24 protein-coding genes are annotated in these 24,769 nt (G+C 57.9%); 2 read left to right on the top strand and 22 right to left on the bottom strand.

Features of this window, described 5'->3' with window-relative positions:
* Nucleotides 1-267 precede the first annotated feature (267 nt).
* From QWJ34_RS07160 to QWJ34_RS07100, 13 genes are all read right to left on the bottom strand, one after another.
* A complete protein-coding gene (locus QWJ34_RS07160; RefSeq protein WP_483314248.1) occupies nucleotides 268-1,173 on the bottom strand; it encodes a polyprenyl synthetase family protein in 906 nt (301 codons plus the stop codon).
* Nucleotides 1,170-1,436, bottom strand: coding sequence for an exodeoxyribonuclease VII small subunit (gene xseB, locus QWJ34_RS07155; RefSeq protein ID WP_302726724.1), 267 nt, complete (start codon nucleotides 1,434-1,436; stop codon nucleotides 1,170-1,172). Before xseB ends, QWJ34_RS07160 begins: the two co-directional genes overlap by 4 nt.
* Nucleotides 1,437-1,443: 7 nt before the next feature.
* On the bottom strand, nucleotides 1,444-2,805 hold the full coding sequence (gene xseA, locus QWJ34_RS07150; protein ID WP_302726454.1) for an exodeoxyribonuclease VII large subunit: 1,362 nt from the start codon (nucleotides 2,803-2,805) through the stop codon (nucleotides 1,444-1,446).
* A gap of 15 nt (nucleotides 2,806-2,820) precedes the next feature.
* Nucleotides 2,821-3,681 (bottom strand): bifunctional methylenetetrahydrofolate dehydrogenase/methenyltetrahydrofolate cyclohydrolase FolD, encoded by an 861-nt coding sequence (gene folD / locus QWJ34_RS07145; protein ID WP_302726452.1) that lies wholly within the window; start codon nucleotides 3,679-3,681, stop codon nucleotides 2,821-2,823.
* Between the two features lie 268 nt (nucleotides 3,682-3,949).
* The gene (nusB, locus tag QWJ34_RS07140) at nucleotides 3,950-4,402 is read right to left on the bottom strand and encodes a transcription antitermination factor NusB (RefSeq protein WP_302726450.1); all 453 of its coding nucleotides are present in this window, start codon (nucleotides 4,400-4,402) and stop codon (nucleotides 3,950-3,952) included.
* A 375-nt stretch (nucleotides 4,403-4,777) separates the two neighbouring features.
* Nucleotides 4,778-5,011, bottom strand: a complete 234-nt coding sequence (locus tag QWJ34_RS07135; RefSeq protein WP_302726448.1) for a DUF2273 domain-containing protein — start codon at nucleotides 5,009-5,011, stop codon at nucleotides 4,778-4,780.
* Nucleotides 5,012-5,023: 12 nt separating this feature from the next.
* On the bottom strand, nucleotides 5,024-5,563 hold the full coding sequence (amaP, locus tag QWJ34_RS07130; protein ID WP_302726446.1) for an alkaline shock response membrane anchor protein AmaP: 540 nt from the start codon (nucleotides 5,561-5,563) through the stop codon (nucleotides 5,024-5,026).
* Nucleotides 5,564-5,698: 135 nt separating this feature from the next.
* Nucleotides 5,699-6,109, bottom strand: coding sequence for an Asp23/Gls24 family envelope stress response protein (locus QWJ34_RS07125; protein WP_302726444.1), 411 nt, complete (start codon nucleotides 6,107-6,109; stop codon nucleotides 5,699-5,701).
* Nucleotides 6,110-6,193: 84 nt separating this feature from the next.
* Nucleotides 6,194-7,582 carry an acetyl-CoA carboxylase biotin carboxylase subunit gene (gene accC, locus QWJ34_RS07120; protein ID WP_302726442.1) on the bottom strand — a complete coding sequence of 463 codons (1,389 nt, stop codon included), beginning with the start codon at nucleotides 7,580-7,582 and terminating at the stop codon, nucleotides 6,194-6,196.
* Nucleotides 7,579-8,052, bottom strand: coding sequence for an acetyl-CoA carboxylase biotin carboxyl carrier protein (accB, locus tag QWJ34_RS07115; RefSeq protein WP_302726440.1), 474 nt, complete (start codon nucleotides 8,050-8,052; stop codon nucleotides 7,579-7,581). The genes accC and accB overlap by 4 nt, the downstream gene beginning before the upstream one ends.
* A 185-nt stretch (nucleotides 8,053-8,237) precedes the next feature.
* On the bottom strand, nucleotides 8,238-9,491 hold the full coding sequence (locus QWJ34_RS07110) for an aspartate kinase (protein ID WP_302726438.1): 1,254 nt from the start codon (nucleotides 9,489-9,491) through the stop codon (nucleotides 8,238-8,240).
* Nucleotides 9,492-9,752: 261 nt separating this feature from the next.
* Nucleotides 9,753-10,310 carry an elongation factor P gene (efp, locus tag QWJ34_RS07105; RefSeq protein WP_302726436.1) on the bottom strand — a complete coding sequence of 186 codons (558 nt, stop codon included), beginning with the start codon at nucleotides 10,308-10,310 and terminating at the stop codon, nucleotides 9,753-9,755.
* Between the two features lie 54 nt (nucleotides 10,311-10,364).
* Complete coding sequence (locus QWJ34_RS07100; protein ID WP_302726435.1) at nucleotides 10,365-11,435, bottom strand: M24 family metallopeptidase; 1,071 nt, start codon at nucleotides 11,433-11,435, stop codon at nucleotides 10,365-10,367.
* A 259-nt stretch (nucleotides 11,436-11,694) separates the two neighbouring features.
* On the opposite strand from QWJ34_RS07100, the gene QWJ34_RS07095 reads away from it, so the two are divergent.
* Nucleotides 11,695-12,696, top strand: coding sequence for a DUF1385 domain-containing protein (locus QWJ34_RS07095; RefSeq protein WP_302726433.1), 1,002 nt, complete (start codon nucleotides 11,695-11,697; stop codon nucleotides 12,694-12,696).
* A gap of 6 nt (nucleotides 12,697-12,702) precedes the next feature.
* A complete protein-coding gene (locus QWJ34_RS07090) occupies nucleotides 12,703-13,077 on the top strand; it encodes a hypothetical protein (RefSeq protein ID WP_302726431.1) in 375 nt (124 codons plus the stop codon).
* Nucleotides 13,078-13,151: 74 nt separating this feature from the next.
* Here the strand turns inward: QWJ34_RS07090 and QWJ34_RS07085 are convergent, their stop codons facing one another.
* From QWJ34_RS07085 to QWJ34_RS07045, 9 genes are all read right to left on the bottom strand, one after another.
* On the bottom strand, nucleotides 13,152-14,741 hold the full coding sequence (locus tag QWJ34_RS07085) for a family 10 glycosylhydrolase (protein WP_302726429.1): 1,590 nt from the start codon (nucleotides 14,739-14,741) through the stop codon (nucleotides 13,152-13,154).
* Nucleotides 14,742-14,960: 219 nt separating this feature from the next.
* The gene (mntR, locus tag QWJ34_RS07080) at nucleotides 14,961-15,386 is read right to left on the bottom strand and encodes a transcriptional regulator MntR (RefSeq protein WP_302726428.1); all 426 of its coding nucleotides are present in this window, start codon (nucleotides 15,384-15,386) and stop codon (nucleotides 14,961-14,963) included.
* 235 nt (nucleotides 15,387-15,621) lie between these two features.
* Complete coding sequence (locus QWJ34_RS07075; RefSeq protein ID WP_302726426.1) at nucleotides 15,622-16,425, bottom strand: metal ABC transporter permease; 804 nt, start codon at nucleotides 16,423-16,425, stop codon at nucleotides 15,622-15,624.
* 18 nt (nucleotides 16,426-16,443) lie between these two features.
* Nucleotides 16,444-17,214: a metal ABC transporter ATP-binding protein gene (locus QWJ34_RS07070; RefSeq protein ID WP_302726424.1), complete on the bottom strand. Its 771-nt coding sequence runs from the start codon at nucleotides 17,212-17,214 to the stop codon at nucleotides 16,444-16,446.
* A gap of 57 nt (nucleotides 17,215-17,271) precedes the next feature.
* Entirely contained in the window at nucleotides 17,272-18,291 is a 1,020-nt protein-coding gene (locus QWJ34_RS07065) for a metal ABC transporter solute-binding protein, Zn/Mn family (RefSeq protein ID WP_302726422.1), read from the bottom strand.
* Nucleotides 18,292-18,513: 222 nt separating this feature from the next.
* Nucleotides 18,514-20,541, bottom strand: a complete 2,028-nt coding sequence (gene metG / locus QWJ34_RS07060; protein WP_302726421.1) for a methionine--tRNA ligase — start codon at nucleotides 20,539-20,541, stop codon at nucleotides 18,514-18,516.
* A gap of 386 nt (nucleotides 20,542-20,927) precedes the next feature.
* Nucleotides 20,928-21,221, bottom strand: coding sequence for a membrane protein insertion efficiency factor YidD (gene yidD, locus QWJ34_RS07055; protein WP_302726420.1), 294 nt, complete (start codon nucleotides 21,219-21,221; stop codon nucleotides 20,928-20,930).
* Nucleotides 21,218-21,694 (bottom strand): Fur family transcriptional regulator, encoded by a 477-nt coding sequence (locus QWJ34_RS07050; RefSeq protein WP_302726418.1) that lies wholly within the window; start codon nucleotides 21,692-21,694, stop codon nucleotides 21,218-21,220. The genes yidD and QWJ34_RS07050 overlap by 4 nt, the downstream gene beginning before the upstream one ends.
* 191 nt (nucleotides 21,695-21,885) lie before the next feature.
* Nucleotides 21,886-24,693: a copper amine oxidase N-terminal domain-containing protein gene (locus QWJ34_RS07045; protein ID WP_302726416.1), complete on the bottom strand. Its 2,808-nt coding sequence runs from the start codon at nucleotides 24,691-24,693 to the stop codon at nucleotides 21,886-21,888.
* Between the last annotated feature and the right edge of the window lie 76 nt (nucleotides 24,694-24,769).

The following is a 24,769-nucleotide window of genomic DNA, read 5'->3' as shown; positions in this document are numbered from 1 at the left end:
TGTCTATCCCCCCGCTTTCCTTCATTATTCCTGATATCGGTTGCTGGTTAAGCGCGAATAATTTCGAATAAGGCGTATGCGCGGACACGGAGTCCGTAACGATTCGGCGTATGCGCATAAGCCGTAATTACCGGTATTATATCGCTTTTCGGAACACAAAGCCAATTTCAGGCTCCGGATTCTTTCTCGCTTGCCCCCCGAAATCTCCTGATCTTCAATACCCGAGCAAGCGACCGACGAAACCGAAAGGCCGGGCGGGAAAAAGGATCAGCGATCCCGGTCCACCAGATAATCGGCGATTGCCAGCAGCCGTTCGGTATGCAGCAGTCCGGCGCCCGTTACGGCCGCTTTGGCTTCGGCGCTGAGCCGCCGGACTTCTTCGCGGGATTGCTCGATGCCGAGGAAATACGGATACGTTACTTTTTGCATTTTGACGTCGCTCTGCGTTTTCTTGCCGAGCTTGCTTTCGTCGCCGACCAGATCGAGAATATCGTCCTGGATCTGAAACGCAAGACCTACGCCGCGGCCGAACGTCCGCAGCGCTTCGAGCTGCTCCGCCGACGCGCCGGCCGTACGGCCGCCCGCCATCAGCGAGAACATGATCAGGTCGCTCGTCTTGTGCAGATGGATATATTCCAGCCGCTCCAGATCCGTGATTCCCTGCTCGCCTTCCATATCCGCGACCTGTCCGCCGACCATGCCGCGCGGACCGGCGTATTCGGACAGATCCGATACGATGGCAAGCGCGGCGTCGGCCGGCAGCAGGCCGTCTTTGGCCAGCGAAGCAACCACGTAAAAAGCGTGCGTCAGCAGGCCGTCGCCCGCCAGAATCGCCATCGCTTCGCCGTACACTTTATGGTTCGTCGGTTTGCCGCGGCGCAGATCGTCGTCGTCCATCGCCGGCAGATCGTCGTGGATCAGCGAATACGTGTGCACCATCTCCACCGCGGCCGCAACGCGGATCGCCGCTTCCCGGCTGCCGCCGAGACTTTCGCCGGCCGCGACGACAAGCAGAGGCCGCAGCCGTTTGCCGCCCGCGTTCAGCGAATAATTCATCGACTCCAGCAGAGCGAGCGGCATATTCCAGTCTTCCGGAAAAACTTTTGCGAAGCAGGCTTCGAGTTCGGCCGAGACTTCGCGGATGTAAGAGTCAAGCGAAGAAGCGCTGCTCAAAAGATCTCCCCGCTTTCCGCTTCGCCGGCGAAGTTCCGGCGCCGAAGCTGTCCGTCTTCCTCGACGATCGTTTCGATCTTGCGCTCCACCTGCTCCAATTTTTGGCCGCACAGCTGGGACAGCCGCATGCCGCGCTGGAACAGATCGATCGCTTTCTCCAGCGGCACGTCGCCCTGCTCCAGTTCGCCGACGATGATTTCCAGCTGGTCCATCGCCTGCTCGAAATTGAGTTCGGCGCCCGCGGGCGCTTCGCTTGCCGGCATTCCCTCGTTATTGTCCACTTCGTTCGGCCTCCTCCGTCGTTTGAATCACCCGGCAGTCCAGGCTTCCGTCGTTTACTTTCACAATAATCCGTTCGCCTTCCTGCACTTCGCTTACGGATTTGATCAGTTTCTGTTCGTCTTCGTCGTAGACGAGGCTGTAGCCGCGCGACATGACTTTGAGCGGGCTCAGCGCGTCGAGCTGGCGCATGCCGCCGAGCAGCCGCTGCCGCCGGTCTTTGACGGCGGCGGCCGCGGCGCCGCGCAGGCGCCCGTCCAGCGCGCCGAGCTGGCGCGAAGCCAGCTGCAATTGCGCGCCGGGGTAGAAGCGCGACAGCCTGCCGTGCAGGCGCGCGTGCTTGTCGCTTCCCGCGGCGAGGCGGGCGTGCGTCCGCGCCGTCAAGCGGCGCGTCAGCCCGTCGAGCCGCTGCGCGTGCGGCACCAGCGCGCGCTCCGGCTGGCGCAGCACCGCGGAGCGCTGCAGGCGCGCGAGACGCTCGCGCTCCTGCGCGGCGCGGCGCAGCAGGGCGCCGCGCAGGCGCTGCTGCAGCTGCGAGACGCGCTGCTGCAGTTCGCGCCGGTCCGGCACCGCCAGCTCCGCGGCGGCGGTAGGCGTCGCCGCCCGGAGATCGGCGGCGAAATCGGCGATAGTGAAGTCGGTCTCGTGCCCGACGGCCGAGATCACGGGAATCGCCGAATCGTAGATCGCGCGGGCCACGATCTCCTCGTTGAAAGCCCACAGCTCTTCGAGCGAGCCCCCGCCGCGCCCGATAATCAGCACCTCGGCTTCGCCCAGCCGATTGAGAATCCGGATGCCGCGCACGATCGACGCGGCGGCTTCTTTGCCCTGCACCAGCGCCGGGTACAGCATAACCGGAATACCGGGAAAGCGCCGGCCCAGCGTCGTCAGAATATCGCGCACGGCCGCGCCCGTCGGCGACGTAATCACCCCGATCGCCCGCGGCAGGCTCGGAATCTTCCGCTTGCCGCTTTCGTCAAACAGCCCTTCGCTTTCCAGCTTCTTTTTGAGCTGCTCGTACGCCAGATACAAGCTGCCGACGCCGTCGGGCTGCATCTGGGTCAAATAAAGTTGGTACTGCCCGTCGCGTTCGAACACGGATACGCTGCCCTGCGCGATGACCCGCGTGCCTTCGCGCGGGATAAACGGCAGCCGTTTGTTATGCGAGGCGAACATGATCGCCCGTACGCGGCTGCCGGTGTCTTTGAGCGTAAAGTACATATGGCCGCTCGAATGATGCGTAAAGTTCGAAATCTCGCCGCGCACCCAGACTTCCGGCAGCAGCGGGTCCGATTCGAACTTCTGGCGGATATACCGGTTCAGCTCCTGGATCGACAGAATGCGCTGCTCCATGTCTCGGACTCCCGCTTAAGACAGGCCGTGCGCGCGTTTTGCCGCAACCAGCGTGTTTTTCATCAGCATGGTGATGGTCATCGGACCGACGCCGCCCGGAACCGGGGTGATCGGACCGGATACGGAGCTTGCCGATTCGAAGTCCACGTCGCCCGCCAGCTTGCCCGTTTCCAGACGGTTGATACCCACATCGATCACAACGGCGCCCGGTTTGATATAGGAAGCGTCAACGAAGTTGGCGCGTCCCACGGCTACGACCAGAATGTCAGCCTGGCGCGTCAGTTCTTTCATATTCGACGTGCGCGAATGGCACATGGTTACGGTTGCGTTCTCGCGCTGGAGCAGCAGGGCGACCGGCTTGCCGACGATATTGCTGCGGCCGATCACGACGGCGTGCTTGCCGGAGATTTCGAGGCCGGTATGCTTGATCAGCTCGATCACGCCCGCCGGCGTACACGGCAGCAGGCTGTCGTCGCCGATAACGAGGTTGCCCACGTTAACGGGATGGAAACCGTCCACGTCTTTTTCCGGCGCGATCGCGTTGATAACGGCTTTCTCTTCGATATGGCCCGGCAGCGGAAGCTGCACGAGAATGCCGTTGATATTATCTTGTTCGTTCAGCTTGTGCACCAGCGCCAGCAGTTCTTCCTGCGGCGTGTCCGCTTCGAGGCGGTGGACTTCCGAGTAAAAACCGAGGTCTTCGCAGGCTTTGGCTTTGTTGCGCACATAGACCTGGGAAGCCGGATCTTCCCCGACGAGCACGACGGCAAGCCCGGGCACGCAGCCTTGGGCGGCGAGAGCTTCGACCTCGGTTTTCAGGTTCTGGCGAATATCGTCCGATACTTGTTTTCCGCTGATGATTTGGGCTGTCGTCATGATTTTATCTCTCCTTTGAATCGGTGGGTTTTGTGGTGGGGTGCTGCGGGGAAAGTTCGCTTCGGTCGCTTGTTGCATTCGGGAAAATGGATTGGAATTTATATAAGGAATTTTCCCGAATGCAAAGGCGAACACTTCGTTCCTACGCTGAACTTTCCCCTCCGCCAGGCACTTTGGCGCGGGGCGGACAGGCTAAAGTCATTTTTTTGTGTGGTTGTGGTTGCAAAAAACTGCCGCTCGCTTATTTGCCGCTCGTTGTTTTCTTGCTTTAATTCAATTTCTTTTTCAGTTCGTCGGCGTCCTGGATCATTTTGCCGAGTACGCCGTTGACGAATTTACCGGATTCGTCGGTACCGAAGTGTTTGGACAATTCGATCGCTTCGTTGACGGCGACTTTGGCCGGGACGTCTTCGGCGAAGATCATTTCGTAGGCGGCCAGGCGCAGGATCTGACGGTCCACGCGCGACAGGCGGCTGATCTGCCAGCCTTTAAGGTAGGCGCCGAGCAGGTCGTCGATCGCCGTCTTATGAGTCCAGACTCCGTTAACCAGTCCGAGCACGTATTCGGCCAGGCGGTCGGCGTCTTCCAGCTTGACTTCGCCTTCGTTTTCGTCTCCCGCTTCGGAGATCAGCATCGATACCGCGTCGAATGCGGCTACCTCGTTCATTTCCATCTGGTACAAGCTTTGTACCGCAAGTTCTCTTCCCAATCGTCTTTTCATGGGTACCTCCCGAATTTCTGTTCTTCATTTGTTTTCCGATCGTTCCCGATCGAAGGCTGTCAAAGGTCTTAAACGTGCAAAAACCTGTGAAACGCTTCTCGCGCGGACGTTCCGAGAAAGCTGCGTTTCCCGCCAAAATCGGATCGTTCGGCTTCAGGCCGCTTCGCCCCGCATTCCGGTGAGATAACCCCGCCTGTCTTAATTACAAGACGGACGCAAGCAGTTCTTCATGTCCGGCGTAAAAACGTCTCACAGGCTTTCGCTCGATCCCGCGTCCAAACCGATGCCCGCGGCATTAAGCCGCAGACCGGTATTCGTCGCTTGACCGCGTCTTGCTTGGTCGAATTTCGTTCGTTCCAAATTCCGCCGCGCCGCTTACCGGAACGGCCTCCAGCGCTCGCCCAGCCGCTCGCGGATCTCCCTCCACGGCAGCAGCGGCTCGGCGCGCAGGTCTTTCCGGCGGCCGATCCAGTAGCCGAGCAGCGTCAGCAGCGCGACGAAAGCCGCGTGCCAGAAGCCGACCAGCAGGTACAGCAGACCGAAAAACAATCCCCAGGCCGTCCAGATCAGCCGGCCGCCGTACACGGTCCGGATTTCATCCCATTTCATCGGCGGCCTCCCCTATTCCACGCGGCTTTTGAAAGCCGGGGCCTGCGCAACACCCGAGATGTATACGGAAACGGATGCCACGGGAACGCCGGTGATTTCCTGCACAAAGCTTTTGACGCCGCGCTGCACTTCTTCCGTCAGCTGCGGAATCGCGTGTTCGCCGTCGATCACCGCGCGAATCTGCACTTCGAGACCCGGTTCGGTCATGCGGATACGCGTACGCGGATCTTTGACGCCCCGCACGCGCGAAGCGGCTTTCAGGCACAGGTTCTCGATCGTTTCGACGGAAATCTGAATATCGCCCAGATCGGTCCGCTGGTCGACCAAATGCAGATGGCTGCGGCTGGTCCTCAGCGACACGTACAGCAGGCGCAGGCTGATCAGAATCAGCACGGAGGCCGCCGCGATCAGCGCGGTCAGCATATTCAGGTCGAGCCGGAAATCGACCGGCATCCGGATCGAGCGGCTGAGCAGGAGGATGGCAAGAATGCTCAGAATCAAAATGCTTAAGCTGTAAATAAACAGCAGCAGTCGGTCTACAATTTTTGCCACGAACGGCCAAGCCCCCTTATTACGGTGATAAACGAGATTCGTTTCGTACGTCCGGAGCGGCCGGAATTCTGCTGGCCGGGCTCCTTAAACGGTAGGAAACCCCGACTTTGCGGGTCGGGGGTCTGGAAGAAAACGTTATTTCACCCGGGTGCCCGGCTCGGGCTCTTCGATGCGGGCTTCCGAAGCGCGGAATTGAACGTCGTGCACATGCACGTTCACTTCCACGACGGAGAGTCCCGTCATCATCTCGATCGAGCGCTTGACGTTGCGCTGAACCGCGCCCGCCACTTCCGGCAGACGCGTGCCGTATTCGACGATCACGGATACGTCCACCGCCGCTTCGCGCTGTCCGACCTCGACCTTCACGCCTTTGGACAGATTCTTGCGTCCAAGCAGCTCGGCGATGCCGCCGGCGAACCCGCCGCTCATGCCCGCGATGCCGTCCACTTCGATCGTGGCCAGTCCGGCGATCACTTCGATCACTTCGGGCGCGATCTGAATCTCGCCGATCTCCGTGCGTTCAAATTCTGTAGGTAAGCTGCTCATCGTGATTACCACCGTCCGCCTTATGGATTATTTACTCCTAATATATCATCTGCCGCCCGCCTTGACAAACGCCGTTCGCTTCTTTCAGACCTCGTTTTCCTCAAGGAATTTGATGTCGAAATCGCCGCGTACGAACGTTTCGTGGTTCAGCAGACGCTGGTGGAACGGAATCGTCGTGGCAATGCCTTCGACCGCGAATTCGGCCAGCGCGCGCTTCATCTTGGCGATCGCTTCGGCGCGCGTCGGCGCCCACACGATCAGCTTGGCGATCATCGAATCGTAGAACGGCGGAATGCTGTAGCCCTGGTAAGCCGCGCTGTCCACCCGCACGCCCGGCCCGCCCGGCGGCAGATAGAAGCCGATCTTGCCCGGAGCCGGCATAAAGTTACGATCCGGGTCCTCCGCATTGATCCGGCATTCGATCGACCAGCCGTTGATCTTGACTTCTTCCTGGGTGAACGAAAGCGGATTGCCTTCGGCGACCGAGATCATCTCCTGGATCAGATCGATGTTCGTCACCATTTCCGTAACCGGATGCTCGACCTGGATGCGCGTGTTCATCTCCATAAAGTAGAAACTGCCGTCCGGGCTGAGCAGGAACTCGAGCGTTCCCGCGCCGGAATAGTCGACCGCGTGGGCAGCCCGCACGGCGGCCTGTCCCATCGCTTCGCGAATTTCTTCCGACAGGATGGAGCACGGCGCTTCTTCGATCAGCTTCTGCCGGCGGCGCTGCACCGAACAGTCGCGTTCGCCCAGATGCACGGCATTGCCGTGTTTGTCCGCGATAATCTGGATCTCGACATGCTTCATGCCGGTCAGGAATTTCTCCAGGTAAACGCCGGCGTTGCCGAACGCTTTCTCCGCTTCCTGCTGGGCGGCGACGATCTGCTGGCGCAGCTCTTCTTCGTCTTCGGCCAGACGGATGCCTTTGCCTCCGCCGCCGGCCGTCGCTTTGATAATAATAGGGTAACCGATGCCGCGCGCGATCTCGACCGCCTGCTCCAGATCTTCGACCAGTCCGTCGGAGCCCGGAATAACCGGCACGCCCGCCTGCTGCATCGTCGATTTGGCTACCGCTTTGTCGCCCATCTTCGTAATGGCTTCCGGCGAAGGACCGATAAACGCGATATTGCACGAGCCGCAGATCTCCGCGAAGTCCGCGTTCTCGGCCAGGAAGCCGTAGCCCGGGTGCACCGCGTCGCATTCGGTCAGCGTCGCGATGCTCATCAGGTTGGTAAAGTTCAGGTAGCTGTCCTTGGACGCGGTCGGCCCGATGCAGTACGCTTCGTCGGCCAGACGCACATGCAGGGAATCCCGGTCCGCTTCCGAATAGACCGCCACCGTGGAGATGCCGAGTTCGCGGCACGCGCGAATAATCCGCACAGCGATCTCGCCGCGGTTGGCGATCAGGATTTTATTGAATTTTGTCGTCTCCAAACCCAAACGTCCTCCCTCCGCTGCCGCCTCGCTCATTCCGCTTTAACCAGGAACAGCGGCTGTCCGTATTCGACCAGTTGGCCGTTTTCCGCCAGTACTTCGACGATCTCGCCTTTCACTTCGGCCAGCAGCTCGTTCATCAGCTTCATGGCTTCGATGATGCACACGACCGTTTTTTCGTTGACCCGGCTGCCCGAGTTCACATAAACGTCGGCGTCCGGCGAAGGCGACGAGTAGAACGTTCCGACCATCGGGGAGACGATTTTATGTAAAGATTCGTCGGGTGCCGAAGTTGGGGCCGCCGCCGCGGGAGCCGCGCTGTGCGATGCAGCCGGCGTCTGGGCCTGCGGCTGCTGGAGAATCACGGGAGCCTGCAAAGCCGAAGCGTCGATGCGGCCGCCTTTGCGGATCACGACTTTCGCTCCCTCTTCTTCCAGTTCCAGTTCCTGAACCGACGTGCGGTCCAACAATTCAATAAGTTCTTTGATTTCGCTTATTTTAAACATCCAGGCACGCTCCTTAACATTTTCGGGCTTGTGCGGTATCCGGGCAGGCTCTGCCGTTTGAAAACGTACGCAAGCCGCTCGCTAACGTTATGTATTATATCACAACCCGGTAAAATAAAAAGGGCGGTCTCCGGATGGGCTTATTCGCCCGCCCGGAGCCGTCCTCGGCTTTTTTTACACGGAAATTAACGGCGGTCCTGAGGCCCGCCGACGAACGCCTGCTCCTGCGTATCGAGATTGTACGCCGTATGCAGCGCGGCGACGATCTCTTTGACTTTTTCGCCTTCGATCACGCACGAGACTTTGATTTCCGACGTGCTGACCATCTTGATGCTGACGCCCAGCGAAGCGATCACGCCGAACATTTCCGCCGCCACGCCCGGATGGCTGACCATGCCGGCGCCGACGATCGACACTTTGACCAGCCCCGACTCGGATGTCAGTTCGCGGTAAGGCACGGTTTCTTTGGCGCTTTCGATCACCTGCAGCGCTCGCTCGGCTTCGGAACCGTTCACCGTGAACGAGAAGTCGGCTTTGCCGTCCTGCGCGCCGCTTTGCACGATAATATCGACGTCGACGCGTTCTTTCGCCAGCGCGCCGAAGATGCCGGCCAGCACGCCCGGCACGTCCGCCACCCCGAGTATGCTGATCCGCGCCACATTTTTGTCGTAAGCGATCCCGCTTACCACCACTCCCTGTTCCATGTTCGACTCCTCCTCCACTACGGTTCCTTCATTATAATTAAAGCTCGAACGCACGACCAGACGAACGTTGTTGTGCTTGGCGTATTCCACGGCTCGCGGATGCAGCACCGCCGCGCCCAGATTCGCCAGCTCCAGCATTTCGTCGTACGAAATGGACGGCAGCTTGCGCGCGCATTTGACGATCCTCGGATCGGTCGAATAGATGCCGTCGACATCCGTATAAATTTCGCAGGCGTCGGCTTTGATCGCGGCGGCCAGCGCTACGGCCGTCGTGTCCGAACCGCCGCGGCCCAGCGTCGTGATCTCGCCGTCTTCGCTCATCCCCTGGAAACCGGCTACGATCACGATCTTGCCCGCGTCCAGCGCGCGCAGCACGCGATCCGGGCGAATATTCACGATTCGCGCGCTTCCATGGTTGGCTTCCGTTTCGAAGCCGGCCTGCCAGCCGGTAAAGGAAACGGCTTCATGGCCGATGGCCTGGATCGCGATAGACAAAAGCGAGATCGAAATCTGCTCGCCTGTCGTCATCAGCATATCCATTTCCCGCGCGGGCAGATTGTCGCTCAGACGCTTGGCCGTATCGATCAGGTCGTCCGTCGTATCGCCCATCGCCGATACGACCACGACGCATTGATGGCCTTCTTCTTTTTTCTCCGCAACGCGCTTGGCTACCCGCTGCATCCGCTCGGTGTCGCCGACGGAACTTCCGCCGAATTTCATAACGAACAATGACAAAGCGTGTTCACTCCCCCGTATGATTTTGAAGCTTCTTTCCCGCCTGCGCAGGCTGCCGCCCATTCTTGCGCCGGGCAGACAGTGATTTTATCGCTTTAAATCAGTATAATACGAATTTGCGTCTTTGTTCCATCGTTTTCATGAAAGTTCTCAAGAAAAAATCCTCCGCCGCCGAAGCGATGGAGGATTTCGGAAGACGGAGCAGGACGCGGGACGCGCCGCCCGCCGGGATTACATGAGCGATTTGTGTCGGACAGGCTGCTATGCGCGGGAAATGTATTTGCCTTCGCGGGTATCGATCAGCAGAACGTCGCCTTCGTTGATAAACAGCGGCACCTGAACGTTGTGGCCCGTTTCGAGCTTTGCGTTCTTGGTCGCGCCGGTCGCCGTGTTGCCTTTGATGCCCGGCTCCGTTTCAACGACTTTCAGTTCGACGCTGGTCGGCAGGTTGATCCCGAGAATCTCACCCTGGTAGCTGGTGATATGCACATTCATGTTCTCGCGCAGGAACTTGAGTTCCCACTCCAGCTGATCGCTGGTCAGCGTGAACTGATCGTACGTTTCGTTATCCATAAACGTATGATCTTGAGCGCTTGCGTACAGATACTGTACGCCGCGGTTTTCGATCTGCGCGCGGCCGATCGATTCGCCGGCGCGGAACGTGCGCTCGACAGTGTTGCCGTTGCGCAGGTTTTTGAGTTTGGAGCGGACGAACGCCGCGCCTTTACCCGGTTTAACGTGCTGGAACTCGATAACGGTGAAGATATCGCCGTCTACTTCTACGGTCAGGCCTGTTTTAAAATCGTTAACGGAAATCATGGAACGATCCCTCCTTGGAATGGTTGCGTTGCTGATGTAAATTCTGTGATTGCCTTATGCCATCGGCAGAAGGGTAAGTTCTTTCGGCGAAGACGTGATAATCTCGATGCCCGTCTCGGTAATGACGATATCGTCTTCGATCCGCACGCCGCCGAATCCCGGAATATAAATACCCGGTTCGACCGTCACGACCATGCCCGGTTTCAGGATATCGTCGCTCAGCTTCGACAACCGCGGACTCTCGTGCACTTCCATGCCGAGTCCGTGTCCCGTGCTGTGACCGTAATTATCGCCGTATCCGTAAGATACGATAATATCGCGGGTCAAAGCGTCGGCTTCGCGTCCGGTCATGCCCGGACGGATCTTGTCGAGCGCGTTAAGCTGCGCTTCGAGCACGATGCCGTACACCTCGCGGTGTTTGCCGCTCGCTTCGCCGAGCACGACGGTGCGGGTGACGTCCGAGCAGTAGCCGTTCAAGAGCGCGCCGAAGTCGAATGTGATAAACTCGTTGCCCTGCAGCGCGCGAGAGCTGGCCACGCCGTGCGGCAGCGCCGAACGTTCGCCGGAAGCGACGATCGTGTCGAACGAAGACGAAGTCGCTCCATTTTCGCGCATAAACATCTCCATTTGCAAATCGAGTTCGCGTTCGGTAACGCCCGCACGAATCTTCGTCAAAATATGACTGAAGGTCCGGTCGGCCAGAACCGCGGCTTCGCGCATGATGGAAAGCTCGCCCTCGTCCTTGAAGATGCGCAGGCCTTCCACAAGACCCGACACCGGAACGAGTTCGACGCCTTTGAGCGCTTCGCCGTAGCTTTGATACGTCGCAAAAGTCACATGCTCCTGCTCAAAACCGAGCTTGCCGGCGGAGCCGAGCAGTTCTTTTACCGTTTCCATCACTTTCGGCGCGTGTTCGACCACTTTGAAATCTTTGGCCTGCTGCGGCGCCTGCGTCATATAGCGGAAATCGGTCAGCAAATAGCTGCCGCTTTCGGTGATGAGCACGTAGCCTGCGGAACCGGTAAACCCGGTCAGGTAGCGACGGTTGATGTCGCTGGCCACAAACATTGCGCTCAGGCCTTTTTCGGCCATGGCTTCGCGCAATTTGTTTACACGCTGCTGCATATTTTCTCCTCATTTCCCGGTGAACCTGTTGAGTTCGTATTTTCCAGAGCTTCAAGCGAAATGACCACAGTACATTCTATCATATGCCCGCACCTTCTGAGAAGCCTTTTTGCGCGTCGAGACCCCCGCTTCCCCTGTCGCGCGCACGCTGGTATTTGCCGGTAAAATCCGATACAATGAAAAAAATGACTTTTAGCCGCGAACCGCGCCGTTTCGTGCGATCAACGACTATTTGAAAACGTTTAGGAAGGTGAAGGTTTTGTCTGAAAAATCCGCTCCCGTCGCCTACGGCGGACAGGCCGTAATCGAAGGGGTTATGTTCGGCGGCAAGCACGTCAACGTAACCGCCGTTCGCCGCAAGACCGGAGAGATCACGTTTCTCGAAGTCCCGCGGGAGGAGAAAAGCTGGGTGCGCAAACTGCGCAAAGTTCCGCTGCTGCGCGGAATCGTCAGCCTGATCGATTCCAGCGTCAAAGGCTCCAAGCATCTGAATTATTCGTTCGACGCGTACGCCGACGACGAAATGACCCCGGAAGAACGCGAAGAACTCAAAGCCAAGAACAAAAAAGGCGAAGCCAAGCTCAGCCTGGGCGCCATTATCGGCGTGACGGCTGCCGCCATCGTTTCGTTCCTCCTCGGCAAGATCGTGCTGACGCTCGTTCCGGTCTTCGTCGAAAGCTTTCTGTTCGAAGGCGTATTCGCCCACCAGTTCTATCACACCCTGGTCGAAGGCGGAATCAAACTGCTTCTGCTGTTGGGCTATCTGTACGCAATCTCGCTTACCCCTATTGTCAAGCGTTTGTTCCAGTATCACGGAGCGGAGCATAAGGTTATCAGCGCGTTCGAAGCCGGCGAAGAGCTGACTCCCGCCAACGTGCAGAAGTACACCCGGCTGCATTACCGCTGCGGCAGCAGCTTCATTATGCTGACGGTCATCATCGGCGTACTGATCTATTCCTTGTTCACCTGGGATTCGCTGCTCGAACGCATCGTACAGCGCCTGCTGCTGCTGCCGGTCGTTATGGGCGTATCGTTCGAATTCCTGAAATTCACGAATATGCTGCGGGACGTTCCGGTTCTGCGCTACCTCGGTTATCCGGGATTGTGGCTGCAGCTGCTGACAACCAAAGAACCGACGAACGAACAGGTCGAAGTCTCGATCGCGTCGTTCAACCGGATGCGCGAACTGGATGCCATTTACGAGAAACAAGGCGTGCCCGCTTCGATGCCGGACGCCATACTCGATCCTTTGGAGGGTTGATCAGCAATGAAAAGAAAGGGAGTCGTAAGTTTCTGGATCATCCTTGTACTCGCTGCAATCGGTCTCTATCGCCTGTTCTCCGAGCCTTCTGTCAGTTGGATCCTTCCGCTGGCGATTGTCGCTGTCGTCGCAGCGCTGTATTTCCTGCTTCCGAAAGCCCGGCGCGCCGGCGGAAGTTACGGCGGCCGCGGAAATCAGCCCAAAGTCAAACCGTCTGCGCGCACGCAGGAGAAGCTGGCGCGCATGTCCTCGGGTTCTTCCAAGCCGACTCCCGCGCGCGCCGGCAAAACGCCGCCTCCGAAGAAGCGGAAAAGTTATCCGTTCCAAGTGATCGAAGGACGCAAAGGCAAAGACGAGGAAGACGTCCCGAAATTCCACTAAGAAGCTGAAAAAAAGTCCCGATCGCTCTTTGAGCGCGGGACTTTTTTCGTTTCGCCCTGCTTTTGAAACCAGGCTCAGTTCGCCCAGTAATCCTGCAGGGTGCTCTGCACTTTCTTGCCGTTGCTCAGCAGGAACTGCGCACGGAAGAAAATATTGCCGTCCACGTTCGTCCGGCCGATGGTATAAGCCAGATGGTCGGTCAGTTCGCCGGCATTGGCCCAGCCGGTTTCGCTGGTGCCGACTTTATAAGCGGCTTCGCCGATGTAGAGATCGACATTGGTGCCGTCCACGGTATCCGCCCACCAGTCGACGAGCGTTTTGTAATTGGCGGCGGTGTTCTGGTTGCTCCAGTAGATCTGCGGAGCGACGTAATCGATCCACTCGTTCTTGATCCAGGTGCGCGCGTCGGCAAAAGTCGTATCGTAAGCGGTCACGCCGGCTTTGCTGTTGGAGCCGAGCGAATCGGTCGAACCGTTGCGCCATACGCCGAACGGGCTGACGCCGTATTTGACAGCCGGTTTCACGGCATGAATCGATTGCCCCAGGTTTTGAACGAAGCTGTTGATATTCGCTCTGCGCCAGTCGCCTTTATTTTTGTACAAAGCCGCGTTGTACAGCTTGAACGCCGCTTCGTCGCCGAACGGCTTGGACGACGTTTCGCCGTACGGATAGAAATAATCGTCCAGGTGCACGCCGTCGATATCGTAGTTGTTGACCACTTCCATCACCTGGCTGACGACGGATTGGCGCGCCGCCGGGATGCCCGGGTTGATAAACAGCTTGCCGTCGAAGTTCACGATCCAATCCGGGTGCGCTTTGGCGACATGGTTTGATGTCAAGCCCGAAGTCGAAGTGCTGGTGTTGGCGCGGAAAGGATTGAACCAGGCGTGGAACTCCATGCCGCGCTTATGCGATTCTTCGATCATGAAAGCCAGCGGATCGTAACCCGGGTCTTTGCCCGGGGTGCCGGTCAGCACGCCGGACCACGGCACGAGCGAAGATTTGTACAGCGCGTCCGCGCTCGGGCGAACCTGTACGAATACGGCGTTGATGCCGGTCTGCTGAAGCTGGTCGAGCATGGTCGTGAACTGCGCTTTTTGCTTGGCCGAATCTTTCGACGAAGGCCAGTCCAGACTCGATACGGTCGCCACCCAGGCTCCGCGCAGCGCGGTCAGGTTTCCGCCTTTGTCCGGTACGCCCGGCAGCGGTACGCCGACCGCTCCGTCCGGAGTCGTCAGATTGATAATGCGCGACGACTGGTCCCAGTTCACGGTAAGACCCAGCCCTTCGCTGATAAAGCGCAGCGGAACCATGATCCGCCCTTTCAGCATCGTAACCGGCGCGCCCAGATCGACCGGGTTGCCGTTGACATAAGCCGTTTTGGAGCCCAGCGGAAGAGACAGCAGCGTGCCGCCTTCGTTGATCGAGACCGTCTTGTCGGTCTTCGACCAGCCGATTTCCGCGCCGAGATTCTCGCTGACCAGCCGGATCGGCACCAGCGTCGTATCGGACAATATATAAGGGTCGACATCTCCCTGAATACGCTGCCCGTCCAGGTACACCTGGATTACGGTTGCAGCGTCCGCTCTGCCGCTTCCTCCAAGCCCTGCCGGTAAGAGCAGCAGCAGAGTAAGTAATAGAAACAATCCTTGACGCCATTTCATTTCGTTTTGTCCCTCTTTTCCCCAATTTGTTTCGTACGCTCGCACCCGAACGACGGATCGATCGGAATCCCGCTCCGTCCGCCCGCACACAAACGCCGGCTCGCCCGCTCCACCTCCCTCTAAGGGCTTATACGCAAACAAGCTGCCGATGTAGCGCTGATAGCCGCAGAAAATTCCGACAAAAAAGCATCTGCGCCGTTTCGGCCACAGATGCTTCCGCTAAATTTCGCTCGTCCACTCGCTCTGGATGACTTTGAGTTCCGCCAGCCGCTTGGGATCGCGAGCGAAAAATTCAACCAGCGACTCGATGCGCGTAATCGAATCCCAGCTCAAATGGTGTTCGATGCCTTCCACGTCTTTGTAGATATGACTTTCCTCGACTCCGATCAAACGCAAAAACTCTTCCAGCAGCTGATGCCGATCGACCAGCCGTTTGCCGATTTTTTTGCCTTTGCTCGTCAGGATGAGTCCGCGATATTTCTCGTAGACCAGATACTCGTCCTTGTCGAGTTTTTGGATCATTTTGGTGACCGACGAAGGATGGACCTCCAGCCCTTCCGCAATATCCGATACGCGGGCGTAGCCTTTTTCTTCGATCAATAGGTAGATGCGCTCCAAATAGTCTTCCATACTGGGCGTTGGCATCCGCTTCCCTCTTTTCCTTGGCTCGAAACCGCTGGCCGCGATTCCATCCGATAATAACGCGCAGACCGTTTTTTCTTATCCGAAAAGGCCGATGCCGCGCTCTTGTCCGAACGTTCCGCACGCGGGCGGACGCCCGTTTATGTACAGGCCCGCTCAAAAACGGCTCTTACTATGATACCTTTATTCAAGGTCCATTGGCAAGTTCGGCACGCAAAAAACAAAAAGAGAGCATACCCTAAACGGTATACCCTCTGCGCGCCGCCAGCGTCAGCAGCAGCATTAGAATCAGCAGCAGCACGATCGTCGCGCCCGGCGCAAAATTCCAGACTCCGGCGATGACCAGACCCGCGATGACCGCGATCTCCGCCACCGCCACGGACAGCATGATCGACATCCGGAAGCTTTTGGCCAGGAACAGGCTGCACGCCACCGGAATCGTGAGCAGCGCCGAGACGAGCAGCGCGCCGACGATCTTGATCGCCGTGCTGATCACAAGCGCCGCCAGCACCGTAATCAGCATATTGAGCAGCTTGACCGGCAGGCCGCTGACCGCCGCCGCGTCTTCTTCGAACGTCAGCAGGAACAGCTCTTTGTAGAAAAAAACGACGACCGCCACGACCAGCACCGTAACGCCGCCCACCAGGTACAGATCGGTCGTGCCGAGCGTATAGATACTGCCGAACAGGTAGCTGGTCACATCCGTGTTATAGCCCTGCCCCAGCGTAAACAGAAACGAAGCCATCGCCACGCCGCCGGACATAATGACCGCGATGGACAGCTCCGCATAGCCTTTGTACGCCCGCCGCAGCTTCTCGATCCCGAACGACGAGATCACCGCAAACAGCAGGCCGACAACCAGCGGATACACATTGATCAAAAAGCCGAGCGCGACGCCCGCGATCGTGACGTGCGCCAGCGTATCGCCGATCATCGACAGCCGCCGCAGCACGAGAAACATGCCGATCAGCGGCGCCGTCAGACCGATCAGCAGCCCGCCGAGCAGCGCTCGCTGAAAAAAGTCGCTGAACAAAATCTCCAAGTTACCGTCTCCTACCCTTCATTCCGCCGAGTGAACGAGCGGCATCGAATGCTGAAGATCCGTCTGGCCGCAGTTCAGGTCGTCATGCGAATGCCGCACAAAAAATTTGATCTTGCCGTTTTGCTGCCGCGGTTCTTTGCCCAGATAGTCTTCGATCCGGTCGATATCGTGCGAGACCATCAGGAACGTAATATTATGGTGCTGGTGCATATGCCGAATCAGCTCGAAAAAGCCGTCCTGCGTTTCCGCGTCGATGCCGACCGTCGGCTCGTCGAGAATCAGCAGTTCCGGGCGGTTGATCATGGCGCGCGCGAGAAACACCCGCTGCTGCTGTCCGCCCGACAGCCGTCCGATGCGCTTGTCGGCGATGTCTTCGATCCGCATCACCTGCAGCGCGTCGTCGAGTTTGCTTTTCGCTTCGCGGCCGAGCCGCCGGAACAGACTTTTGTTCGTAAACAGTCCCGACGTCACCACTTCGCGCACCGTCGCCGGAAACAGCATATTCAGCGCGTTTTTCTGCGGCACGTAACCGATCCGCTCCCAGTCGCGGAACCGCTTGATCGGTTGGCCGAACAGCGTAATCTCCCCGCTCGTCGGCGGCATCAGCCCGACCAGCATCTTGAGCAGCGTCGTTTTGCCCGCTCCGTTGGAGCCGACGATGCCGACGAAGTCGCGCTCTTTGAAGCTGAAGCTCAAATTTTGCAGCACATGCTGGTCTTTATAGGAAAAGGACACGTCCCGAAGCTCGATCATCGGCTGGTGGCAGTCGTTTGCCGGCATAACGGACATTCCGATCCTCCCCTTTCTGTCGCATTCTTTCCGGATAGCTGATCTATTCCGTCTTTCTTATTGTAAGGCGAGCAGCAGATTTTGCAAATTTTTTTGCATCAGGCTGAAATAATCGTCGCCGGTTTTCGCCTGGGCCTCCGTCAATCCTTCCACCGGGTTGAGTACGAGCGTTTCGACTCCGGCTTCGCCCGCCAGCGTTTTGGCCAGTTTGTCCGAGACCAGTTCCTCGAAGAAAATATAGCGGATGCCTTCTTCCTTCACCAGCTTCGCCAGATTCAGCATATCCTGCGCGCGCGGCTCGGCGTCGGGCGACAGGCCCATGATCGCGTGCTGATCCAGTCCGTAGTCGCGCGCCAGATAACCGAACGCCTGGTGCGAAACGACGATTTCTTTATTCGGCACGGCGGACAATTTGTCGGTAAATTCCTTGTCCAGCCGCTCCAGTTTGTCGGCCAGCGCCGTGTAGCGTTCCTCGTAACCGGCTTTGTGCTCCGGATCGGCTTCGACCAGGCTGTCTCGGATATTGCCCGCCATAATCAGCGCCGATTTGGGACTGACCCAGGTGTGCGGATCGATATGCTTGGTGTCGGTCGATTCGTCCGCATGCTCCTCGCCGGCATGTTCGTCTTCCGCATGTTCGTCTTCGTCATGTTCGGTCGTCGTACCGTGATTGTGACCGTCGTCTTCGTCCGTCGTGATCAGATCGACGCCTTCGCTCACTTCCACCGCTTTGACTTTGGAGTCGGAATCCAATCCTTTGAGGAAATCGGGCACCCAGCCTTCCAGGCCTGCTCCGTTATAGAAAAAAAGCTGCGCTTTCGACGTATTCACGATATCCTGGCCGCGCGGCGTCCAGTCGTGCGGCTCCACGCCCGTCGGCAGCAGATTGATTACATTGGCGTCGTCTCCGCCGATTGCGGAAGCAAACTCGTAAATCGGATAAAAAGTAGTAACTACGTTCACTTTGCCTTCGACGATCGTTCCGTTTGCTCCGCGTCCGCAGGCGGACAGCACAAGCAGCGCCGTCAAAGCCAGCACGGCGGCGATCCGGCGCAGGTTTACTTTCGAATTGTTCATTTGTTTCGACACTCCGTTTCTATGGAAATCGCGGCTCCCCGCTTTTGATACAGCCGTCTTTTCGATTAATCGTAACCTTACCGATTATAGAAGTCCGCTATTTCTTTGTCAACCTTTATCGGTATATTTACGATTTAATAGGAGGCACGCGAAAAAGCCGGCGTTTTCCTCAAAGGGAAAACGCCGGCTTCGACAGGCCTTGAAATCGCCGTCGGTTCAGGCTTACTTCACGATCGCCCCGTTCGGCATCGAATCCGGCACCGTCGCCAGCGTCAGCTGATCGCCGTGCGAAGCGGCGAGGATCATGCCGCGCGATTCTTCGCCGCGCAGTTTCACCGGCTTCAGGTTGGTGACGCAGATGACTTTGCGCCCGATCAGTTCTTCCGGCGTGTAGAACTTGGCGATGCCGGATACGACCTGGCGCTGTTCGAAGCCCAGATCGAGCTGGAGCTTCAGCAGCTTGTCGGCTTTCTTCACCGGCTCGCAGGCAATAACCTGCGCGACCCGCAGCTCGACTTTGCCGAAGTCGTCGATCGTAATCTCTTCTTTGAGCTCCGGCGCTTCTACGGAAGAGGATACTTCGTTGGCAGGCTTTGCCGCTTCTTCCGCGGCTTTGACCGGCGTTCCGCCGCTCATCGACTCGACGATGCTGAGGACTTCGGCTTCCACGTCGAGACGCGGGAAGATCGGGTCGCCTTTGTGCAGCGGCGTGCCTTCGGCCACGACGCCGAACGCTTTGGCGGAATCCCAGGCTCTCCAGTCCGCCGCTTCGTCGCCGGCGATGCCGAGCTGCGTCCAGATCAGCTTCGGCGCGCGCGTCAGAAACGGCTGGAGCAGGATCGAAGATATGCGCAGGCTTTCCGTCAGATGCAGCATGATCGATTCCAGCTCTTCTTTGCGGCTTTCGTCTTTCGCCACGACCCAAGGCTGCGTTTCGTCGATATATTTGTTCGTCCGGCTGACGAACTGGCTGATCGCCGTCAGCGCGACGGAGAACTCCATACCGTCCATTGCCGCTTCGACTTTGCTTACCGCCGAAGCCGCCGCTTCTTCCAGCGCGCCGTCGAACGGCGTCACCTGTCCGCGGTAAGCCGGTACTTTGCCGCCGACGTACTTGTCGACCATCGCCACGGTCCGGTTCAGCAGGTTGCCCAGATCGTTCGCCAGATCGGAATTGATCCGCTCTACGAAGCTTTCCGGCGTGAACTGCCCGTCGGAACCGAACGGCACTTCGCGCAGGACGTAATAGCGCAGCGCGTCCAGGCCGTAGCGGTCGATCAGCTTCACCGGATCGATTACATTGCCTTTGGACTTGGACATTTTGCCTTCGCGGGTCAGGAACCAGCCGTGCCCGAATACTTTTTTCGGCAGCGGCAGATCCAGCGCCATCAGCATGATCGGCCAGTAGATCGTATGGAAGCGCAGGATATCTTTGCCGACCAGGTGCACGTCCGCCGGCCAGAACTTTTCGAACAGCGACGGATCGTCCGAGCCGTAGCCGAGCGCCGTGATATAGTTGGACAGCGCGTCGATCCAGACGTAGACCACGTGCTTCGGATCGCTTTTGACCGGCACGCCCCATTTGAACGTGGTCCGCGATACGGCCAGATCTTCCAGTCCGGGCTTGATAAAGTTGTTGACCATTTCGTTCTTGCGCGATTCCGGCTGAATGAATTCCGGATTGTCTTCGTAGTATTTCAGCAGGCGGTCGGCGTATTTGCTCATCCGGAAAAAGTAACACTCTTCTTTGACCAGCTCGACCGGATGACCGCTTTCCGGACTTTTGCCGCCCGTTACTTTGCCGCTGCCGTCTCTTACGACGTCGGCAAGCTGCGATTCCGTGTAGTACGTTTCGTCCGGAATGCTGTACCAGCCTTCGTATTCGCCTTTATAGATATCGCCCTGCTTCAACAGCTGTTCGAAAATATCCTGCACGACTTTGATATGACGCTCTTCCGTCGTGCGGATAAAGTCGTCGTACGAAATATCGAGCTTGTCCCACAGACTGCGGATGCCTTCGACGATGCCGTCGATAAACTGGAGCGGCGTTTGTCCCGCTTCGGCCGCTTTCTGCTCGATCTTCTGGCCGTGTTCGTCCGTTCCCGTCAGGAAACGCACATCGTAGCCGCGCAGCCGCTTATAGCGCGACATCGCGTCCGCCGCCACCGTGGTATACGTGTGTCCGATATGCAGCTTGCCGCTCGGATAATAAATCGGCGTTGTGATATAAAAGCTTTTCTTGTCCGTCATGATCTTCTCCCCTTGTCGAATGACTTTGCGCGGCACGCCGCGAATATGGAGCGGAAGGCGCAAAAAGGCTCCCGCCCCTGTATGGGACGAGAGCCGGAAGCTCGCGCGGTACCACCCACATTCCTTCCGTTCTCGCGAAGCGGAAGCTCTGCCGGTCGCAATCGACCGTCCATTAACGCTGGAACACGCCCTGCGCTTACCCGCTGCTGACGCGCGGCTCGCGCAAAGTTCCTCCCGGACCATCTTCAAGGCTGTGCCAGACCGGTTTGCAGCGTATTACCCGGTTCTCTGCGACTGGCTTCTTCCTCTACTCATCCGTTCCTCGGACCTCGCTGTATATCGATACATCACAAAATATACCGAAAAAAAGCCCGCGGTGTCAAGCCTTACGCTTGGCTTCCGCGGGTTTCCGCTGCCTGATCGGCATTTTGTTCGCTGCCGATTCCGCCGGCGCTGCGGCGCGGCGGCACCGGATCGTAACCGCCCGCATGCAGCGGATGGCATTTGGAGATTCGCCTGGCCGCCAGCCACGAGCCTTTGAGCGCGCCGTGCACTTCGATCGCTTCCAGCGCATAGGCCGAACAAGTCGGCACAAACCGGCAGCTTGGCGGCGTCAGCGGCGAGATAAACCTGCGGTAAAACCGGATCGGCCCCTGGACGGCTCGCCGCGCGATTTTCATTGCGCCTCCCGCTTTCCGGAGACCGCTTTGGACCGCTGCTCCTCCGCGATCTGTCCGGCTTCTTCCCGGCAGTCTTTGCAGTAGCCGAATACTTCGAACTTATGCTTGACTACCTGGAAGTCGTCCGGCGATTCCGTCAGCTGCATCGGGCAGAACGTAATCGGATACGTTTTCTCGCACTGCAAACAGATCATATGATGGTGGTGGTGATCTTCGTTGCAGTGCAGCTTGAATTTGACGCCTTCTTCGAATACGATCTGTTCCAGCACGCCGAGTTCCTGCATCACGCGCAGATTGCGGTACACCGTATCGAAGCTCAACCCTTTGTATTTTTGCCCCATATAATCATAAACGTCCTTGGCGGACAAATAGCCGGGCGCTTCGGCAAACAACCGGGCCAGCGTTTTGCGCTGATCGGTGATCCGCAGTCCCTGTTCCGCCATAATCTCGATGATACGTTCCATTGAAAGCATCGGACAGCCCTCCCGCCATCACCGGCCTATTCCTTGACGGCATATTGTTTATTCGTAATACCCTTCATTAATAATGCCTCAAAACGTTCCGCGAGTCAATGAACGCCGACGTGCGCCGCAATCCAAAAAGCCCGGCCCCGCAAAATGCGGAGCCGGGCCGGGCGATCGAGTCGACATCCAAAAATCAATACTTACGATTTGGGAGTCGGCATTTGCGTGAAGATCAGGTTGACCGGCAGGTTGCTGCCCGGAGCCGGCGTGAATTCCAGCACCAGACTTTCCTCGAACGCGCCTGTCCGGTATACGACGCCGGCTTCGTCCGCCGAGTTCAGCGAAGCGCCCGGCAGTCCCAGACTCTGGCTGGAGAGCTCGACCAATTTGCCGTTTACCGTGATCCAACCGGTATATTTGCCTCCGCGCGGATTGAACGTAATCAGCGTGTTCGGCATGACCGTGTTCAGATTGATTCTGTACAGAACCCCGAAGTTGCCCGCGTTCGACTGCGGCGTGCCGAGGTCGGCGTCGTAACCGTCGGTATTCTTGTCGTCGTTGTTATCGCCGAGCACAAGCTTCGAAGAGTCCGAAGTTCCGCCAACCGGCTCGAATACGTCGATGATTTTTGTCGCGTACGGATACGTGCCGCGGTTATGAACGCCGTCGCGCGCCGCAACCGGCAGCGTCTTCGCCGCTTCGTACGGATCGACATCCGCGCCGATCATCAGCGTGCTGTACGTGATCGGCTGGGACGCCGTCACATCGGCCAACAAAGAAATAACGGTCTTGTTCGCCATCGGAATCGCGTTCAGCTCGTTCAGGATGATCTTGCTTTCGCCCGGCTGAAGCGTAATCGTCGATTTGACGCTGCTGTTGGCCATCGACTGGTGATAGCGCTGAATCGATACTTTGCCGGCCGCCGTCGCGTACGGGCTCGGTCCGCCAAAGCCGCTGTCCAGCGTTTGGATTGTAGCCGGCGTCGTGTTGTTGTTGGTCGCCACGACGTACATGATCACCCGCTGATTCGTGTAGTTGGCGTGGTGAATCATAAAGCGTGTTTTGCCGGCAATCGTGTCTTCGTACATTTTACCGGTAGCGAATACCGATTCCGGGCTGTTGCTGCGGTACAGCGTAATGTCTTCGGACGAATCGTTGCGCGAAACTTTGCGGAACGTCGGAACGAGACTGCCGTCGAATTGGAACTTGTTGCCGATCGGCACGAACAGAGCGTTGTACTCGTCCTGCGTATACAGCTGCTCGTTGGTAATCGTAATTTGCTTGGTAACCGTATTGGTCGCGCCGTCCGCATCGGTCACGGTCAACGTGATCGTTTGCGGTCCGGCTGTGAAATAAGCGCCTTTCTGGTTGTCCCAGGTGCGGCTGTTGGCTTCGGGCAGCGTGCCGTCCGGATCGTAACTCTGATCGGTATACGTAACCGGCTCGCCTTTACGGTACGTGTCTTTATCCGTTTGGAACAAGGCGACCGGCGGAACGTTCGGCGCTTCGACGGTAACCGTCTGCGTATACGGATCGCTCCACTGTCCTTTTTCATCCTGGACGCTGTACGTTACGGTATAAGTGCCCGGTTCCGCGAAGACGTCTTCGCGTCCTTCCCAGCGCTCGTCGACAATCGCATAACCGCTCGGCGACGACGATTTGGCCGTATAAGTCACCTGTGTTTCGCCGGCGATAATTTTGCTCGGCGACACGATGAACGTTGCCGTCGGCTTGCTGGACAGCGTCAGCGTGATCGTTTTGGCCGTGTAATCGTTTTTGTACGGAATTTTAAGCGCCTGCGTGATCGAAGTCAGCGGCACCATAAACGTATTGTTTTGCTGGAACGAAGCGCCTTTCATCTTGGTCGCGACTCCGTTGACCGTATATGAGTCCGAGCCGGTCTTAAAGCGCAGCTCGTCCGTGCCTTTCGTAATGATCGTTTCTTTCGTTTTGGCGTCGTAGGTAAACTTGAGGCCGACACGATTGACGAACGAACGGATCGCGATGTAGGATACGCCGTTCTTGACCGTCATCGGTTGCGCGGCCGTGTAGGTCTGACCGTCCTGGTACATCTTGTCCCCGTTCATGACCAGAATCAGCTTATCGGTTCCCGCGGTGGAAGCGGCCAGATCCGATACCGGAGGCGCAGTCGGCGTCGTTGTTGCCGGCGGCGTCGTTGTCGACGGGCTGTCGCTCAGCGTCAGCGTAATCGTTTTGGCCGTATAATCGATTTGGTACGGAATCTTGAGCGCTTGCGTAATCGAAGTCAGCGGCACCATAAAAGTGTTTTTTTGCTGGAACGAAGCACCTTTCATTTGAGTCGCCACTCCGTTAACCGTATACGTGCTTGTGCCGTTTTTGAAGCGCAGCTCGTCCGTGCCTTTTTGAATAATCGTTTCCTGCGTTTTGGCATCGTATGTAAGTTGGAGACCTACACGATTCACAAACGAACGGACCGCAATATAGGACACGCCGTTCTTGACCGTCATCGGTTGGGCAGCTGTATAGGTCTGACCGTTCTGGTACATCTTATCGCCGTTCATGACCAGAACCAGTTTGTTGGTTCCCGTCGTCGACGCGGCAAGATTCGAAACAGGCGAAGCCGCGGATGTCGAAGTCGACGGCGCTGCCGAAGGCGTCACGGAAGACGGCGCTGCGGACGATTCGTCCGGCGTCGCAGGATTTGCAGGCGTTTCGCTGTCCGCGGCATTCGGATCGGACGATTCGGCAGCTTCCGCGTCGGTATTGGCAGGCTGAACCGTTTCCGCTGCGGCAGCCGGATTCGTTTCGGCCGCTGCGGCATTCGTCGAATCGGTCGGAGCGGCCAACCGATCGGCATATTCTTTGGAAGCTTCGTCCTGCGCCGATTCCTGCGGCAGAGAAGAAGCGGCGTCCGTCGATACGGATGTTTGCGTTTGTTGTGGTGAAGCTGCCGATGCGGCCGGCAGTACGGCTGCAGCCTGTACAACGGCAAGCAGCGCAATGATGGATATCTTTTTCAGATTCATTCTACGACTCCCTTTGTTCCTGATTTGATTGTTCCCTCGCTGAGCACATACTATTAGACGCGCAGTTCCTGTAAAA

This window comes from Saccharibacillus sp. CPCC 101409 (assembly GCF_030518235.1).
Lineage (GTDB): Bacteria > Bacillota > Bacilli > Paenibacillales > Paenibacillaceae > Saccharibacillus.
The sequence above is the reverse complement of the archived record's forward strand: the minus strand, read 5'-3'. Positions and strand labels throughout refer to the sequence as shown.